General features: G+C 63.0%; 13 protein-coding genes. 6 read left to right on the top strand and 7 right to left on the bottom strand.

Annotation, left to right across the window (positions count from 1 at the left end; all coding sequences use genetic code 11):
- Positions 1–26: 26 nt before the first annotated feature.
- Positions 27–335, bottom strand: coding sequence for a hypothetical protein (locus GE027_RS16905; RefSeq protein WP_162006776.1), 309 nt, complete (start codon positions 333–335; stop codon positions 27–29).
- A 252-nt stretch (positions 336–587) separates the two neighbouring features.
- Between GE027_RS16905 and GE027_RS16900 the strand changes: the two genes are divergently transcribed.
- The 4 genes from GE027_RS16900 (at position 588) to GE027_RS16885 (ending at position 5,074) form a co-directional block, all read left to right on the top strand.
- Positions 588–2,384 carry a hypothetical protein gene (locus GE027_RS16900; protein ID WP_153558397.1) on the top strand — a complete coding sequence of 599 codons (1,797 nt, stop codon included), beginning with the start codon at positions 588–590 and terminating at the stop codon, positions 2,382–2,384.
- The gene (locus GE027_RS16895) at positions 2,381–3,559 is read left to right on the top strand and encodes a cadherin repeat domain-containing protein (RefSeq protein ID WP_153558396.1); all 1,179 of its coding nucleotides are present in this window, start codon (positions 2,381–2,383) and stop codon (positions 3,557–3,559) included. Before GE027_RS16900 ends, GE027_RS16895 begins: the two co-directional genes overlap by 4 nt.
- Before the next feature lie 57 nt (positions 3,560–3,616).
- A complete protein-coding gene (gene mog, locus GE027_RS16890) occupies positions 3,617–4,144 on the top strand; it encodes a molybdopterin adenylyltransferase (protein ID WP_153558395.1) in 528 nt (175 codons plus the stop codon).
- A 228-nt stretch (positions 4,145–4,372) separates the two neighbouring features.
- The gene (locus GE027_RS16885; protein ID WP_162006775.1) at positions 4,373–5,074 is read left to right on the top strand and encodes a PAS and helix-turn-helix domain-containing protein; all 702 of its coding nucleotides are present in this window, start codon (positions 4,373–4,375) and stop codon (positions 5,072–5,074) included.
- A 66-nt stretch (positions 5,075–5,140) separates the two neighbouring features.
- Here the strand turns inward: GE027_RS16885 and GE027_RS16880 are convergent, their stop codons facing one another.
- From GE027_RS16880 to GE027_RS16855, 6 genes are read right to left on the bottom strand one after another with little or no spacing between them, the layout of a single operon-like run.
- A complete protein-coding gene (locus GE027_RS16880) occupies positions 5,141–6,139 on the bottom strand; it encodes an AAA family ATPase (RefSeq protein ID WP_153558393.1) in 999 nt (332 codons plus the stop codon).
- Positions 6,136–7,623 (bottom strand): hypothetical protein, encoded by a 1,488-nt coding sequence (locus GE027_RS16875; protein WP_153558392.1) that lies wholly within the window; start codon positions 7,621–7,623, stop codon positions 6,136–6,138. The genes GE027_RS16880 and GE027_RS16875 overlap by 4 nt, the downstream gene beginning before the upstream one ends.
- Positions 7,620–8,486 (bottom strand): DUF4129 domain-containing protein, encoded by an 867-nt coding sequence (locus GE027_RS16870; RefSeq protein ID WP_153558391.1) that lies wholly within the window; start codon positions 8,484–8,486, stop codon positions 7,620–7,622. The genes GE027_RS16875 and GE027_RS16870 overlap by 4 nt, the downstream gene beginning before the upstream one ends.
- Positions 8,483–9,463: a hypothetical protein gene (locus GE027_RS16865; protein WP_153558390.1), complete on the bottom strand. Its 981-nt coding sequence runs from the start codon at positions 9,461–9,463 to the stop codon at positions 8,483–8,485. Before GE027_RS16865 ends, GE027_RS16870 begins: the two co-directional genes overlap by 4 nt.
- 4 nt (positions 9,464–9,467) lie before the next feature.
- Positions 9,468–10,421 carry a stage II sporulation protein M gene (locus GE027_RS16860; protein WP_153558389.1) on the bottom strand — a complete coding sequence of 318 codons (954 nt, stop codon included), beginning with the start codon at positions 10,419–10,421 and terminating at the stop codon, positions 9,468–9,470.
- Entirely contained in the window at positions 10,418–11,431 is a 1,014-nt protein-coding gene (locus tag GE027_RS16855) for an RDD family protein (RefSeq protein ID WP_153558388.1), read from the bottom strand. Before GE027_RS16855 ends, GE027_RS16860 begins: the two co-directional genes overlap by 4 nt.
- Positions 11,432–11,740: 309 nt before the next feature.
- Between GE027_RS16855 and GE027_RS16850 the strand changes: the two genes are divergently transcribed.
- Both GE027_RS16850 and GE027_RS16845 read left to right on the top strand, forming a co-directional pair.
- Entirely contained in the window at positions 11,741–15,409 is a 3,669-nt protein-coding gene (locus GE027_RS16850; RefSeq protein ID WP_153558387.1) for a family 16 glycoside hydrolase, read from the top strand.
- A gap of 60 nt (positions 15,410–15,469) precedes the next feature.
- Positions 15,470–17,071 carry a DUF7133 domain-containing protein gene (locus GE027_RS16845; protein WP_153558386.1) on the top strand — a complete coding sequence of 534 codons (1,602 nt, stop codon included), beginning with the start codon at positions 15,470–15,472 and terminating at the stop codon, positions 17,069–17,071.
- The last annotated feature ends 798 nt before the right edge of the window (positions 17,072–17,869 follow it).

The raw sequence follows: 17,869 nt of genomic DNA, 5'->3' as shown, positions 1-17,869 counted from the left end.
AAAGTCTGGCGACTTCGGACAATGCCCTACGCGGTGGCGGCGCGCTGCATGCCGGGGAAGGCCAAGGTGGCCGGAAGCGAGTTTTCGGAGGCGGCGACTGCCGAAGGGCGGGCCGAGCGGGAGGGCACCAGACCCAAGGTCTGCCGCAGACCGCCCACCTGGTCGCCGGTCAACTCGATCCGACTCTGCATGAACCACCCGACGGCTTGGCTGAACGATTCCTGGCGAAGCTCAATCGTCGCGCCGTCGTCGCCATGGCGCATCGCAACGACCGTCCGTACGTCGTCGGATTGACCGGGAAGAATCGAAAGAATCGTCTCGAACTCTGAAACCATTTCCATTTCCAGACTGCAAGCAAAACGAATTGACACAAGTAGTATTGTCAAAACGATTCCGCCGGACAAGAACCTAATGAGAACGATTCTCATTTTCTTTAACCGCGGGCGGTCCGCTCGCCGCCCCCCCCCCAGCGGAGCTGGCTGCCGCCTTTTGACGCAGCCCCAACGCCCGCGGCGGGTTGGACTATCATGAAGGGAAGCTCCGCCGGCGCGGGGCGGTGATTCTGTCTCCTTTACCTGCTACGAACGATGCCAAAGAAGATAGCCCTCGACTGGGACGCGACCGAGCTGAGACTGGTGGTCGGTCGCACGTCGACCTCGGGCGTAACGATCACGGACATGGCGGTGGTGCCGATTGCCGAGGGGGAATCGCAAGGCGTGGAAGCCGTGGTTCGGGCCGCCTTGGAAGAGCGTCAGTACGGCAAACTGCCGGCGTTGGTGACGATCGGCCGAGGCAAAGCGGAGCTGCGGCAATTGCAGCTGCCGCCGGTTCCCGACGAAGAACTACCGGACATGATCCGCTTTCAAGCGGTCCGCGACTTTGCCGCCGCCGGCGAAAAGGCAATCATCGACTTTGCCCGCGTTCGACAGAACGATCAGGGTGTGGAAGTTGTGGCGGCGGCCATCGCACCGGAACAAATCACCGAGATCGCCAAGGTCCGGGCGGCCGATGCGCCGGCTCCGGAGCGGATGGTGCTGCGGCCCCTGGCCGCGGCCGCCCTGTACGTGAAACATCGCGACACCGACGGCGACGTGGTGCTGGTCGACCTGCTGGCCGACGACGCGGACATCGTGGTCCTCCGAGACGGCAAACCCGTTTTCGTGCGTTCGGTCCGGTTGCCCCGCAACCCAGCGGGCCGTCCCGCGGCTTTGGCCGGCGAAGTCCGCCGCAGCGTCATGGCTTCCAACGCCGGAAACGTGGAGACGGGCAGCCGCCGAATCGTTATCTGGGGTCGCCGTGAGGATCACCTCCAGGACATCCAGCAGTTGTCCGAACGGATCGGATTGAGCGTGGAAACGGTCGATCCGCTGTCGCTGGTCTCCACCGACGATGCGATCAGCCAATCCGGCGGCAGCCACGTCGGTCGCTTTGCCCCCCTGATCGGCCTGCTGGACGTGGACGCGTCGGGCAGTCCGCTGTTGATCGATTTCCTCAATCCCCGCAAGCGGCCCGAGGCGCAAAGCCAACGAGGAAGATTGATTCTCTACGGCGGGGCCGCTGCCGCCGCCGCGCTCCTGCTGGGCTGGACCGCTTGGTCCTCACTGAACTCCCGCGATCAACGCATCGAACAACTCAGCAGCGAACTGGCCGCGTTGAAACCCATCGTTGCAGCAGCCGAAGTCGAGATCGGACGCACCGAACGCGTCGATACCTTCCTCGATGGCAACGTCATCTGGCTGGAAGAACTGGCTCGCGTCGCCGAAGCGATTCCGCCCGCTAAAGATCTGATCCTGACCAGCGTCAGTGCCAATCTACCGCAGCGACGCGGCGCCGAACTGACCCTCGCCGGACGGGTGACCCAACCCCGCGTCCTGGATACCATGCTCGATCGCCTGCAGGATGATCAACATCGCGTCATCGGAGCGGGCATTAATCAGGAGTCGACCGAGGATCCTTACCCGTGGGTCTTTCAGGACTTGAGGATCGTGATCGAACCGGAAGTCGTACGTGAAATGCGCGACGCCAAACGTTATCTTGCCGAACAAGACGCCTCCGAGCCGGACACTGCCTCCGAGCCGGACACTGCGGTGGAGGAGGACACTTCGCCGGAGCCAGACACTGCGGTGGAGGAGGACACTTCGCCTGAGTCAGACACTTCGCCCGAGCCGGACACTTCACCCGAGCCGGACGCTTCGGCTGAGTCAGATACTTCGCCCGAGCCGGACACTTCGCCCGAGCCGGACACTTCACCCGAGCCGGACGCTTCGGCTGAGTCAGATACTTCGCCCGAGCCGGACACTTCGCCCGAGCCGGACACTTCGCCCGAGCCGGACACTGCGGCATCGGTTGCCGATTCGGCTGAACCGCAGGAGGATTCCCAGTGACTCAGCGAGAACGAATCCTGGCGATTGCCGTGGGCGGCGTGCTGGTACTGATCGGCATGCAGTGGGCTCTGAACCGATTTCGCGACGCCCGCTCCCAGCGTGATCTGGAGATCAGCCGTTTGGAGTCGGAGCTGCAGACGGCCCAGAGCATGCAGTTGGCCGGCTTGGCGGCGGCCGACCGGATGAGCGGCTTTATCGAACGCTCGCTACCGGCCAACGCCGACGCGGCGGTCAATGCCTACATGGAATGGCTGTACACACTGATGGACGCTTCGGGCGTCAGCGGCACCGATGTCCGCAGCCTGAACAGCACCGCCAGCGGCGACCTGTACCGCGTCTACAATTACCGCGTGTCGGCCAGTGGAGACATGGAAGAGATCGTGTGGCTGCTGCACGCGTTTCATCGCACCGACTACCTGCATCGCATCACGACGCTGGGCATCAAACCGAACCGCGGCTCGTCGCTGTTGAATTTGTCGATGAGCATCCAGGTGTTGGCAATGAACGACGCGGCCGAGAAACAACCGCCGCCCGAGCGTCCCTCACCGTTGATCGACGACGACGTAGAGAAATACGTTGCGACGATCGTCAATCGCAACTACTACGCTCCGCCCAACCAGCCGCCGCGATATAGCGGCGAAGCGACGGTCGAAGCGGTCGTCGACGCGGATTTTCGCTTCAAGCCGAACTTTGAAGATCCGGACGGCGACGAGGTATCGCTGCGTTTGATCGGCGACGTGCCCGACGGCGTCGGGATGGACGAGGCCAGCGGCGAGATTCGGGTCCGCCGCGACGAGCTGGGCGATCTTACCTTGTTGGTCGAAGCTCGCGATTCCGGCCGCCCGGCGCGCATCGTCGAACAGGAACTGACGATCAGCGTCGTGGAGCCGCCGGCAACGGAGGAGCCGATGCAGACGGCCTTCGACGACGCTACGCAGGCTTTTGTGACGGCGCTGATCTACAGCCGCGGCAGCTGGAAAGCGTGGGTGACGGTACGCACGCGCGGCGAGAAACTGGAACTGCAGGCCGGTGACGATTTCGAAATCGGCGAGTTGAGCGGCAAGGTCGTCGACGTCACGCAGCGGTTTGTGGAGCTGGAGGTCGACGATCGTCGGTTCACCGTCGGTCTGGACGGAAACCTTGCCGAGGCGGCCAAGCAGTCTTTGGTCGATTGATCACCCCGGGGTTAGGTGCTTGACCGAACCGATGATGTCCCCAACAGGTCGCTAGAGGTGAAACCATTGAAGATCGGAATCCTGACCGCCTCGGACCGTGCCACGCGCGGCCAGTACGAAGATCGAAGCGGACCGGCGATCGTCGATTACTTGGCCGAAGTTGTCGTCAGTCCGTATCAAACGGTCTCGCGCTGCGTCGAAGACCGCTTGGAGACGCTGGTCGAGACGCTGGTCACGCTGGTCGACGAGGAAGGATGCGGTTTGGTGATCACGACCGGCGGAACCGGCCCCACGCCGCGAGATGTCACCCCGGAGGCGACCGAGGCGGTATGCGACAAGATGCTGCCCGGCTTTGGGGAACAAATGCGGCGTGTTTCTTTGCAGTACGTTCCCACCGCGATCCTTTCTCGGCAGACCGCGGGCCTCCGGGGGCGGACGCTGGTCGTGAATCTTCCCGGCCAACCACGCGCGATCGCCCAATGTCTCGATGCCGTCTTTCCGGCGATTCCCGCGTGTTTGAAACTAATCGATAGCGATGAAATCCGAACAAATACTTCACGTTTCGTCGCTCACCCGACGAAGTAGTAACTGTGCACCCCCCACTGCCCCGAACCAAAGGGGGGTGCCGACCTTCTTGCTCCAGAAGGTCCGGGAGTCGCGTGAGGGGCTCGAGCAATGCCCCTCGGGCCCCTCACAACTCCCAAATCGCGATCACTGCCTGTACAATCGTCCCAGCTCGCGAAACGGCCCTCATGCGGGAGTGGTCATCGACGAGCGATACAGCATGCGACACACCGGGATGAGATGATCAGCTTGTTAACGACCAACTCGACGATGACGGGCGAGGTCAGCCTGTTTATGGCGGAAGGCAACGCCATCTATGCGGTGGTGGCTGAGGCCATCCGCAACGGCAACCCACTGGAAGACATTCTGGAGCCGATGCCCGATGCGATCTATCTGACCAGCCGAGACGGCCGGTTGGAATGGGCCAATTCGTCCTTTCTGTACCTGTTCGCCGGTTCGCTCGACCGCACGGTCAAGTTGGCGCCGGTCGACATCACCTACGACCCCTTGGCCCGGATGTCCGACGAGATGGTCGTGGCCGGATGCGAGGCGATTGAATTTCAACACCACAGCTACGATGCGCGTCACCGCGCGGTCGTGCTGCGAACGATGAAACGATCGCTGGCCGAATGCGGCGATCCGCGGATCGCGATCTTTGGGATGACGCGGATTGTCGAAATCGTCGACCCCACGGGAGAAGACCCCGCGGCTCGGTTGCGGCAGCAGTGGGGATGTTTCCAGGAACTCAGCGAACGCGACCAGGGCGTGCTGACGGGACTGGCTCGCGGCGAGAAGCTGAAGGACATCGCCACGCGGATGCGGATCACCGAAAAGACGGTGGACAACCGCCGCAAATCCGCGCTGAAAACACTGGGCCTGAAATCGCAAGTCGAACTGATCGCCATGTTCGTCCGTTTCCACGACCGCGGCTACGGCGACTTCGGGTTTTAATTCCGGCGAGTCCCGGAAACGCCAAACGGCTCTCACAACCGCTCGAGACGTGTTGTTCAGCCGGTTTTAGTCCCGCGGTACCTCCACGCCCCGGATCAGCATCCGCAGTTCTTCGTCGACGTTGCGGCCTTCGACTTCGGCTTCGGCCGTCAACTGCACCCGGTGCCGCAGGGTCGGCAGAGCGATCTCGACCACGTCGTCGGGGGTCGCGAAGTCGCGGCCCGAGAACGCGGCCAGGGTGCGAGCCGCTTGCATCAGCGCGATCCCGGCTCGCGGCGAGGCACCGATGTGGAACGAGGTCCACTGGCGCGTCATCCGCACGATCTTGTTGATGTAATCGGTCAGCCCGTCTTCGATCCGGACGCCTCCGCACTGGCCGATCGCCGCCATCAGGGTTTCGGGATTCGTAACCGTTTTGACTTCATCGCGAAGACGGTCGTTCAAATCGATCTGCTGGGAATGCATTCGCAGCACGTCCATCTCTTCGTCGGCCGAGGGGTAATCGACGTGCAGCTTGAACATGAAGCGGTCCAGCTGCGCCTCGGGCAGGTTGTACGTCCCTTCGCTTTCCAACGGGTTTTGCGTCGCCATCACCAGGAAGGGACGCGGCACATGGTGGCTGATCCCATCGACCGTGACACGGTACTCCTGCATCACTTCCAATAGGGCCGCGTGCGTCTTGGCCGGCGAACGGTTGATCTCATCGGCCAACAACAGCTGCGTGAAAATCGGTCCCGGACGAAAGCGAAACTCCGACTCCTTCATGTCGTACACCGGCGCCCCGGTGATATCCGAGGGCATCAAGTCGGCGGTGAACTGGACACGTCCAAACTGACATCCCAGGACCCGTCCGAGGGTGCGCACGAACAGCGTCTTGCCCAGCCCAGGAACGCTCTCGATCAAGACGTGCCCACCGCTGAACAGCGCCGTCAGGGTTCCCAGTAACAGTTCGTCCTGCCCGACGTACAGCTTGCGGATCTCGGTGGTAATCTCCTGGTACAGCTCGCGGAGGTTCGCAAAACTGTCGCTGGTCGGGGTGGTTTGTCGATACAGTTCGTGCGTCAAGGTGCTCTCCTGTTGGGACCCCGCGGGGCGGGGTGATCGGATGATTCGGCGGGTTTGTTGGAGGGATCGCTGGTTCGGGCTTCACCGTCACCGCGGGCGCCGGTCGGTGGCTCAATTCGCGAAACCGATTCCGCCGCCGCGTTTGGATCGGGTTCACGCTGCACCCAGGGCCCGGTGGTTTCGCCGCGGACCCGGCGCAGGTATTCGCTGATGCGTCTGCGAGCGTACCGGTCGCTGTCCTGTCGTTTCAACATCGCCGCGATCGCGTCGATATGGTCGGCGAAATCGCTCTGGCTGGGCTGTACCTCGCGACGCGGTCGACCGAAGATCGGCGAGATAATCAGACACACGATCAATCCCAGCAGGGCCAGGTGCATGGTCACCAAACTGAGCGGCCAGACGGTCAACAGTTCCATGCCGGTTTTGCGGTTCTTGTCTGCTTCGCCGTCGGTAATTCGCACCCCATGCTGGTCGGAAACCAGGAATCCGATTTCTCCCGCTGAACCGCTGGCCGCAATTAACTTGGCTGCGGTGTGCCGTCCCCAGGGCGTGGACAATCCGTAATTATTGACCAGGCCACTGGCCGAGACGACGAAGACCTGCGAACGGTTCCAGGCCGGCGAGCTGATCCGCGTCACCAGCGGGACCCGTCCATCGCTGACAAGCATTGCCTGCAAGCGGACGCGGGACTCGGCCTGCCAATCCTCCTCCTGGTCAGACGTCTGCGCCGCCGGGGCGATGCGAAACACGTTGGGTTTGGTCGCCTGGGGCGTTTCCTGATCGGAATCGTCCTGTTTTCTTTTGACGCGGTACAAGACCTGTGCATGTCCCTGCGGCAACCGAGACATCACGGCGGGCGTCGCTTGCGCCGCCTGTGCGGCCGCTGCCGACACCGGACTGGGGTCCGCCGTTGTGGTCGGCGGCATCCACGGCCCGGCCGGGTTCTCCAGCGGCTTGGGGGCCGCAAGCAATTCGGTGCGGAACCAGCCATGATTGTGAATGCCATTGCGGGCGTGGCGGTACTGATCTCGTGCGAACTGGGCACGGGCGATTCGGCGGCGGTACTCGAACCGTTGTTCCGGTGGCGCGAACCGGGCGGCGTTGCGCCAGTAATCGGCTTCGCTGCCTCCGTCGTACACCACATAGATCAGCGTCTTGTCGCCGCCGCGCAGCCAGTCTTCGAACCACTGTGTTTCGCTGGCATAAATCGAACTGGCTTCGACCGGCGTCCAGAAAATCGCGTCCAAGCGCAGCATCCGGTCGCCCAGGCGATGAATGGTTCGCGAATCCCAATCGGCTGCGTGGTACCCTTCGCGCAGGGCCCCGAAGCCATTGATGCTGTTGCGACCGGTGCGGCCATGCGAATCGCCGTAGCTGGTTTGCAGTGAACCGCTGCGGCCGCAGCCCACGGCCGCGCACAACAACAGCATCGCCAGCAGCGCCGTGAGCAAGCCGTCACGTCGGAGTACGAGTGCATCGTTCACGCGGCGACCTCGTGCTGTTGGCGGAGCAGCTTTTCCAGTTTTTCGTTCTCTTGCCACAGGTATTTGAACCGCTCGACCGTCACGCCGTGGCGGCCAAAGTAGGACGCTTCGAAACTGTCGACGGTCTGCTGCAGCATCCGTCCCGCTTCGCCATGCGAACGGACTTCGCGAACGTACTGGCGATTGGTCTTGCCGCGAGCCAACCGTAACATCTGGCAACGATCGAGCTGCAGCAGTTGATGACCGAACAGAAAAATGATGGCTCGGTCATAGTCCCCGGCGCTCATCAACCGCTGGGCTTCGCCGCGCATATCGGTCGCTCCCTGTCGCACTTCGACCGGTAACTGTTCCATCCGCTCGGTCAGCTCTTCTTGCTCGCGCTGGCGGGTCCGCGAACCTTTGTGTTGGGAGGTGAGGTCGACCTCCAGCTCGCTCTTGCTGAAGAAATAAATCAGCATGGCGATCAGGGCCACGGCCAGGATGATCATCATGGTCCAGCCAAATAGATTGCCAAACTGCATACTGGCAAACAGGTTGCGCAAGCGACTGAACAATCCTTGGTTCGACTGACGGACGCGTTTTGGTTTGGGCAACCAGCGGCTGTCCCGGTTGCTGGCGTCGTCCAGTCGTTCCCGCACCGTAACGGGCCGCAGCTGTTGGCCGTCGCTGTCGTACCAAGGCGTACCGGCAATGGTTTCCACCAATTCTTGTTCAACCGGATCGGCGGCCGCGGCGGCCGACGGCAGCAGGACCGCCGGCAGCACTAGAACGGCCAGCCCGAACATCACGATCGGCCGCACGCGATGCCAGGACTCGGTACGAGACCAGAGCGAGGGGGAGGTGAGCCTCTCATATGTCGTCATCTGGCGGCCTCCGTCTGTGGCGGCGAGAGGATTGGCGAGGCCTCGGTGCCGAACTGCCGCAAGGCTTCGGCCCGCACGGCCAGCTCCACCTCCCAGCCCTCCAGCCGAATCCGGGCGTCCAGATAGCCCAGAAATCGCATGAAGGTTGCCAACCCCGCCGCGATCCACAGCGCCAGCGGGATCCACAGCAGTTGCACGTCGGCAAAGCGAAAGGATCCGAACTGAATGGTCCAGTTCCACTGCGTCGTCAGGAATCCGCGGACGGCCATGATGCCGTAGAAAAAGGCCAACGCCAACGCTCCGATAATCGCCGCGGTCATCAGGTAACGTCCCATCAGATCGCCGCTGATCGGGCCGTGCAGCAGACCGCTGCGACGCGAGGCGGAGATGCCTCCGGTCCTGTCGGCGTGGCGTGCCAGCACCGGGCACCGTTCCAACAACAGAATCTCCGGCATAAAAGGCCGCAGGCTGCGGATCGTCGCGGCCCACAACACGATCACCGTCAACCAGAACACCTCTCGGCCGGGCGCAAAGACACCGCCCCAGTTGGTCGCCAATATGACCATCGCCACCAGCGGCCCACGCACGACGCCCAACACCCACAGCAGCGGTACGACGGATTGCCAACAGGCCCTGCCGACCATCCGCCACGGCGGCCGCTCCTCAAACACCGCTTGTCCGATGTAATAGGTGGTGAACATCCCGGCGATGGGCGCCTGCAGAAACACGAGCGCGGCCATCAGCCAAACATAGCGGGCGCGTTCGTAGTAGGTTTGTTCGTCGATGATGCCATCGCGGGTCTCTTCGATGGGAATGAACCCGATCAACAGAAAATTTAAAATCGCCCAGGGCAGCACGCCCAGCGTGAATCCGATCGCCAAGGCCCCAAAGTAACGGCGCACCAACAGCAGCGACAGATCGCCGATTTCTGCCAGCGAGCGAGCGCGCACTTTGACATGGGTTCGGTCCAGCTGCATCGCGTCAACTCGGCTCCTGCCGGGGAAAACCCAGCACGACGAAATAAAACATCAACAACCCCGAGGACAGGATCGCCCAACCGGCCTTGAACGGATAGTACAACGGGCTGGGCGAGATAAACCCTTCGGTAAAGGCGGCCAGAAAGAACAGGATCGCCGCGGCGACCATGATCGGGACCGCCTGCACCGCATTGGCTTTCAACGATGCGATCCGAGTCCGTCCCTCGGTTCGAAACAAGCCCATCCCCAGCCGCAGTCCGGCGCCGGCCGACAGCGCGATCGCCGTCAACTCGAACGGGCCGTGGGCCGTGACAAATTCCAAAAACGTTTCCCCGCCCGGCGTGTCTTCGCGAATCATGTAGCCGAAACTCGCGCCCAACGCGACCGCGTTGTAACACAAGATGAATACGCAGGGGATCAACAGGATCCCATAGGCAAAGCACTGCAAACCGATACTGGTATTGTGCTTGATGTAGAAACCCGCCATTCCGATGTAATGGCTGAGGTTGCCGTTCAGCCCCGGTTCAAAACTCGCTTCCATCTGCTCCAGCGCTGCCGTGCCGACGATATCCTGGGCATAGTCCGGAAACGCCGTTTCGTTGTAAGCCAGATAGGCCGACAACGAGAACAAGGCAAAAAATAACAGCGTGGCGATCCGCACACAGGGGTCGGCGAAAATCTGTCGCGGTGCTGTGACAAAAATCACATCGAACCACGTCATCGGATCAAACCGGTGGCTGCGGTACAAACGGCTGTGGGCCCGGCCCACCAATCGGTGCAGGTAGGTGACCGTACCGGGCGGTAACTGATAGGCGCTGGCCAGGGCCAAATCCGCACAGGCCGCGCGATACAGCGCCGCAAACCTGGCCGTCGCTTCGGGCGAACCGGTTCCGTCGCACAACATCTCCAGCTCGGCCCACTGCGCCCGTCGTTTTTCGACCAATGTCGCTACGTTCACCGCACGTCTCCTTGTTCCGGCCGGGCGGCCAGTTGTTCGGGGCTCGCGGCCGAGTGTTCGGGGTTTGCGGCGGACGCCATCGGAGTCGCCTGAGCCACCGGCGGGGCCGCGGCCGGGGGTTCGGCAACCGGACGATCCATATCTTTGCGCAGCGGGCTGAACGCGGCCAAGGCTCCCAGGTCCGGCGGTGCGGCGTTGTCGGCGGCCAGGAAGGTTTGATAGTACAAAGCGTACATCAGCAAGTCCGGATCGATGTCGGGTCGAAATTCGAAACGATCGACCAAGGGGTCGGTCAAGTGGCGTGCGACCTCGCGGCGCCGAGCCGGTGTCAGGTAAGCGCGACGTTCGGCATAGGCGGCCAGGGTTCGAGCCATCGTGGGGGTGACGCGATAGTCGCCCGGCACATACGTGGCCAGGGCCGCGACGCGCAGGTCATCGACTTTGGCCACCGGCAACCGCCAGCTCTTCTCGTCCACAACCACCATCGTCCCGGCGGCCAGATCGCCCAGTCGCTGCATCCGCGGCGTCAGGATCACCGACAACAATCCGATCAGCGCCGTGGGAACGGCCATGACCGGAGCGATCTCGCTGTCGAATTGGCCCAGGGCCGCCGGCGGGGCCAGATCGGCCACGCGGAGCAGATTGCGGATCGTGGCCTGCATGCCCGACAGGGGCCGACCGTCGACGCTGATTACCCGCAGTCCGCAGATCCACTTGCCGATCGTGCGGCCGTTGAAGTACGTCTCGCACAGGGCACCGTAAAACCACCCCAGCACGAACCACACCAGCAAACCCAAAAAACCGTATACCGACAGCGCCAACACCGATCCGGTCAGGAAGCCCAGATACAGCCCCACCATCACCACCACAGCCAACGCGGCCGAATACACAAACACATCCAACACATAGGCTGGCAGGCGACGAAAGGGTCCGGCCAACTGGTACTCGAACGCAATGTTCTCCGGCGTCACCACTTTGATGGTTGTATCGAGAGGTGCCGCGTCTGCCATGAACCTGCGCTTGCGAATTGGATGGATGAGCCGAACGTGCCCGTCGATTATCAGGGCTGGAGCACCCGCAGGCAAGTCGCCGGCAAGTCGCCGGCAAGTCGCCGGCAGGGTCGCCGGCAGGGTCCACCGGCCGAGCACCCTGCACGCGATCCGCCGCGATGCCCCAGCGGCCCCCCCCTCGTAGACGATATAATCGCGGCCTCGAAGCGTTCCTCTTTCGGGTTCCAGTTCTCTTTCAGGTTCCTTCGTCCCGCCCTACGTCTGCTTTTCTTTTCGCGTTTTCCTACCTTGCTGTCGATTGGTTCGTTGATGTCCTTCCCGCCCGACTCTGCCGATGCCTACCCGGGGCTTTCCGCCCCGGCCCGCGCCACCGAGTCCTTGCCGCGTCCCACGCTGAACACGCTGGCTCGGTTTTCGCCCTTTCTCGGTTTGGTGTTGGGACTGGCCTGCCCGGCTCTGGTCGTGCCCGTGGCGCACGCTCAAACGTTCGACACCCCGCAAGCGGCCGCGGCGGATCCGGACTTTGCGATCCAGGGTGAGTACGCCGGTGGCCAGCAAGCGCTGCAGGTCGTTGCCCGTGGGGCGGGCGAGTTCGAAATCGTGGTCTACGAGGGCGGACTGCCAGGAGCGGGCTGGGATGGCGTCTCGCCCCGACGTTTCGATGGCGACGCCGACGTGGTAGCGGACCTGGTCGAATCGATGGAACTGGAACGCGTCGAACGCCAGAGTCCGACGCTGGGCGCGGCGCCCCCGCCGGCAGCGATCGTGCTGTTCGATGGCAGTTCCCAAAGCGTGCAATCCAATTGGAATCCCGGCGCCAAGCTGAGCGAGCAGGGTTGGCTGCAGCAGGGCGCAACGACCCGGCAGTTGTTCGGCGATTACACCCTGCACCTGGAGTTCCGCACGCCCTTTATGCCCGCCGCCGAAGGGCAAGGACGTGGCAACAGCGGCGTCTATCACCAGGGCCGGTACGAAACACAAATCCTCGATTCCTTCGGCACCGGCGGCGCCGACAACGAAGCCGGCGGCATCTATGGCGTCCACGCGCCGACGCTGAACATGTGCCTGCCGCCGCTGCAGTGGCAAACCTACGACATCGACTTTACGGCGGCTCGGTACGACGCGTCGGGCCAAAAAACACGTGATGCACGGCTGACGGTTCGGTTGAACGGACGCGTGGTTCAGGCCAACGTTCCGGTTCCCGCCGCGACGCGGGCGGCACCGCAGGGCGAATCGCCCCAGGACGGTCCGCTGCACTTGCAGGACCACGGCAATCCGGTTCGGTTTCGCAACGTGTGGTTGCTGCCGCGGGACGCCGAAGCCGAGGCACGTCGACCGCGCATCCCCGCTTTCGAACGCTTCTTCGCCGGCGGGATTGGTGATCCGGCCGACGGCGGCCAAGTCCTACTGGCCGGCTTGTCCTGCACCGCTTGCCATCAGGGCGACCTCCCCATCCCCGACAAGCGAGGCCCCGATCTGAGCGAAGTCGGTCGTCGCGTACGCCCGGATCATCTGTTGGCCATGATCGCCGACCCCCACGGCACCAAGCCCGGCACGACGATGCCCGACGTCTGGACCGGCGTCTCCCAAGCAGAAAAGCTTCGGCAAGCGAGAGCGATCGCAAGCTTCCTGGCCGCCGGCAAACAACCCATCGATCGGCCCGGCGACCGATCGGCGGTCGAACGCGGGGGCGAGCTGTACCGCACGATCGGTTGCTTGGCCTGTCACGATTCGCAAGACAAGGACGCTCGAAACCTGGCGACGTCGGTTCCGCTGGGACAACTCGACCAAAAGTACACGCTGGACTCGCTGACCGATTTCCTGCTGGACCCCCACACGGTGCGTCCCGGCATGCGCATGCCGCGTCTGGTAGCCGACCGCATCGAAGCTCGCGACATCGCTTCCTACCTGTTGCAGGATGTGGTGATCGTTCCGGGCAGCGAAAAATTTGCTTACCGCGTCTACGAAGGCTCGTGGGACAAGCTGCCGGAATTCGAAACGCTGAAACCCGTGGCGACCGGCCGCAGTCACGAACTGGACATCGCCGTTGCCGAGCGTCAAGACGCTTTCGGTATGGTCTTCGAAACCTATCTGCCGATCGCCACGGCCGGACAGTACACCTTTCATGTGGCCAGTGACGACGGTGCCCGGGTGTTGGTGGGTTCACAGGAGGCCGTCGTACATGACGGCATCCACCCGGCAACCCGCCGGTCGGGCTCGCTGGAACTCGATGCCGGAGTCCATCCGCTGAGGATCGAATACTTCGAAAAAGCCGGCCAGCAGGAACTGCGACTGAGCGTCGATGGACCGGACTTTAAGGAGGCCGACATCACGTCGTTGGTGACCAGCGACCCCGACGGCCAATCGAATCAGCAACTGATCGAGCCGACGTTTCGGCCGGATCCGAATTTGGTCGAAACCGGCGCGGCGGCCTTTCGGCAGATGGGCTGCGTGGCCTGTCACGCCGTCGGTTCGCTGGAGCCTGCCGCCGGACGGGCGCCGTCTTTGGCGGCCCTGAAGAACGACGCCGGGGAAGGATGCTTGGCCGAGACCCCACCGGCCGGAGTCCCCAATTATCGACTCTCGCCACAGCAGCGTCACGCGATCGTCGCGGCTCTGGCGAAGGTGGGCGAAGCGACACCGCCGCAGCAGCGGATCCGGCAAACCATGGCCGGTTTGAATTGTTATGCCTGCCACGAGCGAGATGGGCGGGGCGGCCCCGAAGCCAGCCGAGACGCTTCCTTTCAAACCACGACGCCCGAGATGGGCAACGAGGGTCGATTGCCGCCCAGCCTGACCGGAGTGGGGGACAAATTAAACGACGCCTACCTCGCCGACATCCTACAAAACGGCGCCGAGGAACGACCCTATATGAAGACGCGTATGCCGGCCTTCCAATACGAGCCGCTGCGGGGTCTGCACGAGGACCTGCGTGCGACCGATCGCCAGGCGTTGGCTCAGATCCCCAACAACCCGCATTCCCCCACCCTGATCGCCTCGCAGGGCCGAAAACTGGTCGGCGATAAAGGCTTGGCCTGCATCAAATGCCACACGTTCGGCGGCATCGGTCTGGAAGGCATCGGCGCCCTAGACGCGCTGCACTGGCCCAAGCGACTGCGACGCGATTGGTTCCACCGCTACCTGCGAGATCCCCAGCGGTACCGGCCGGGCACGCGGATGCCGGCCAGCTTTGTCGATGGCAAGTCCGCCCTGGAAACCGTTTACGACGGGGACCCAGGACTACAGATCGATGCGATCTGGGCGTACCTGAACCAGGAAGATCCCAAACCGCCCCGCGGCCTGGTTCCCGGGGCGATCGTCCTGACGCCCCGTGACACACCGATCATCTACCGCAACTTCCTGACGCAGCTCAGCCCGCGTGGGATCGCCGTGGGCTACCCCGAAGACGTCAATTTGGCCTGGGACGCCCACCGCATGGGCGTGGTGTTGATCTGGCAGAACGAATTCATCGATGCCAGCAAGCACTGGGTAGGCCGCGGTCCTGGCCAACAGGCACCGCTGGGCGATGCGACGATCGTGATCGATACCCACACGCCACTGGCCGTGTTGCCTTCGCCCGCTGCCTCGTGGCCGCAAACCGAAGGTCGTGAGCGCGGATACCAGTTCCTGGGTTACCGCCTGAACGAGTCTCGCCAGCCCGTGTTCCGCTACCGCTTTGACGGCAACGAAGTCGAAGATTTTTGCCAGCCCATCGCCGGCACGGCGGATGAACGTGGCTTTGACCGCACCCTGCGAATCGTCAACGACGATCCGCAAGCGACGCGTTACCTGTTGGCCGGATCCGGTGCTTCGATCCAGCCCCTGGGCGAGGGCGTGTACCGCGTCGAAGGCGGTGCCAAGGTCCGCGTCGAAGGTGCAGGCCAGGGACACATCGTCGCCGGCGACCACGGCCAACAACTGCGCTACGCCCTACCGGCCAACGCCACCGTAACGATCCGTCAGACCCTTCGCTGGTAACCCTGCCCGTCCCTGCCCTGCCCGCTTCCACCACTTCGCCTACCCAGTGCACGAACGATCATGAAACCTTTGATTCGATATTCCCGGACGACGCCCGCTACCGCTACCGCTACCGCGACCGCGACCGCGACCGCGGCTACCGCGACGGCGGCCATCCGCTGGTCTGGGGCGCGCGGATCCCGTGGGCAAGGCCTCCTCGCGGGGCATCTGCTTGCCGTGTGCCTGCTGGCCATCGTGTGGCCTCTGGACGCAGGGGCGCAGCCACCCCGCGAAGCGGACTACTATCGCATCACCGAACTGCAGATCCCCGACGATGTGGTTTTGGAAGTGGGCGATTTCCAGTGGATGCCCGACGGTCGCCTGGCCGTTTCCTCTCGTCGCGGTGAGATCTGGATGATCGACGATCCGCTGGCCGACGTCGTTCCCGCCAGCAGCTTTCACCGCTATGCCCACGGCCTGCATGAGCCGCTGAGCCTGGAGTATGCCGATGGCTGGCTGTACGTCACCCAGCGTCCGGAGCTGAGCCGGTTGAAGGATGTCGACGGCGACGGCCGCGCGGACCTGTTTGAGACCGTCTGCGATTCGTGGGGCATCAGCGGCGACTACCACGAGTACGCGTTTGGCTCCGAGGCGGACCGGGACGGCAACCGCTGGGTAGCGTTGTGCTTGACCGGGTCGTTCAGCAGCAAAGTACCCTTTCGCGGCTGGTGCGTGCGCATCACCCCCGAAGGGAACATGGTACCGACGACCAGCGGCGTGCGTTCTCCCGGCGGCATCGGCTTCAACGCCGAGGGCGACCTGTTCTATACCGACAACCAGGGACCGTGGAATGGATCGTGTTCTTTGAAACCGCTGCGTGCGGGCAAGTTCGTCGGACATCCCGGCGGATTCGAGTGGTACAAGTTGGCCGAAGAGGCGATGGGTAAGCAACCCGACCAGCCGACGTCGGACAGCCGGATCATGATCGAAGCGGACAAGATCGAAGAACTGGAACCGCCCGCGGTAATCTTTCCCTATCAGAAAATGGGGCAGAGCGCCTCGGGCATCGCCTGCGACACCAGCGGCGGGAAGTTCGGCCCGTTTGAAAACCAGTTGTTTGTCGCCGATCAGACGCACAGCACGATCATGCGAGTGTTTTTAGAACGTGTTGGCGATCATTACCAAGGTGCGTGCTTTCCCTTCCGAGCCGGGTTTGGTTCGGGGAACGTAGGCGTGACGATGACGCCCGACGGCAGCCTGTTCGTGGGCGGAACCAACCGAGGCTGGGGAGCTCGGGGACCGAAACCGTTCGCGATCGAACGGCTGAACTGGACCGGCAAACGGCCCTTCGAAATCCATGAAATGCGAGCCGTCCCGGGCGGGTTTGAGTTGACGTTCACCCAGCCGATCGATGCGGAAACGGCCCGGCGCGTCGATAGCTACGAACTGGAAACCTACACCTATCTGTACCGCGAACAATACGGCAGCCCCGAAGTGGATCACACGACGCCAACGGTTACCGAAGCCAAAGTGGCCAAGAATCGCAGCAGCGTTCGACTGTCGATCGACGGATTGCAGCGCGGCCACGTGCACGAGTTGCGAGCGGCCGGCATCCGCAACGAGCAAGGCCAACCGCTGCTGCACAACGTCGGCTACTACACGCTGAATTATCTGGCGGATTAGGGGGGTGTTGGTTGTTGGTTGTTGGTTGTTGGTTGGTGGTTGGTGGTTGGTGGTTGGTGGTTGGTGGTTGGTGGTTGGTAGCCGAAGTCGCCCACCGTAGCTGAAGTCGCCAGACTTTGGATGGGTGTCGCTAATCGCTTGGCAATTTCAGATCTCCTGACTCCGGCGGAATCTTTGTACAGAGACGAACGTCCTCGAATCGCGGAGCGATTGTCTGTGGTAGCCCCAGACGCGAGCCTGGGGAAACGGGATACATACAAGCGAAAGCCCTGGAAGGGCGACATAAAGGATCGCACCGAACTCATGCCGTCCCTCCGGGACTCTCATCGGGTGTGAGTGTGAGTATCGGCACCCCAGGCTCGCGCCTGGGGCTACCGCATGTCGCCACTGCCGTGGCTGCTGCGCCCGAGCTTCGCACGCCATGCATAGAATCCGCCGGAGTCAGCAAATCTGAAATCGCCTGACTCCGCCGGAATCTATGTAGGGATCGGAGCGGTAGAAGGCAGGGTTTTCTCCCCTCTCCCCCGCGGCGCCGCGAGCGTCAGCGAGTGAAGCCGTGGTGGGAGAGGGGCCGGGGGTGAGGGGGCTCGGGTGCAACGGAATGACTGTTTGCGTACATTTCCCAAGCCGCGCACCGTATCGAGACACCGCGCTGGTGGTGCTGCTCCTCTGTTCCCCCTCACCCCCAACCCCTCTCCCCCGAATCCTGACTCGCTTAGGCTCGCCAGGCTTCGGGGGAGAGGGGAGTAAACGATTCTTTTCATCCATCGATTCGCCGGAGTCAGAAGGTTTGCGGTT

It is taken from the genome of Roseimaritima sediminicola (assembly GCF_009618275.1).
Taxonomy (GTDB): Bacteria; Planctomycetota; Planctomycetia; order Pirellulales; family Pirellulaceae; genus Roseimaritima; species Roseimaritima sediminicola.
The sequence above is the reverse complement of the archived record's forward strand: the minus strand, read 5'-3'. Positions and strand labels throughout refer to the sequence as shown.

Excerpts from the sequence above, each read along its gene's own strand:
- GE027_RS16900 (WP_153558397.1), top strand. The coding sequence starts at position 588 with ATGCCAAAGAAGATAGCCCTCGACTGGGACGCGACCGAGCTGAGACTG.
- GE027_RS16870 (WP_153558391.1), bottom strand. The coding sequence starts at position 8,486 with ATGACGACATATGAGAGGCTCACCTCCCCCTCGCTCTGGTCTCGTACC.
- GE027_RS16855 (WP_153558388.1), bottom strand. The coding sequence starts at position 11,431 with ATGGCAGACGCGGCACCTCTCGATACAACCATCAAAGTGGTGACGCCG.
- GE027_RS16850 (WP_153558387.1), top strand. The coding sequence starts at position 11,741 with ATGTCCTTCCCGCCCGACTCTGCCGATGCCTACCCGGGGCTTTCCGCC.
- GE027_RS16865 (WP_153558390.1), bottom strand. The coding sequence starts at position 9,463 with ATGCAGCTGGACCGAACCCATGTCAAAGTGCGCGCTCGCTCGCTGGCA.
- GE027_RS16905 (WP_162006776.1), bottom strand. The coding sequence starts at position 335 with ATGGTTTCAGAGTTCGAGACGATTCTTTCGATTCTTCCCGGTCAATCC.
- GE027_RS16845 (WP_153558386.1), top strand. The coding sequence starts at position 15,470 with ATGAAACCTTTGATTCGATATTCCCGGACGACGCCCGCTACCGCTACC.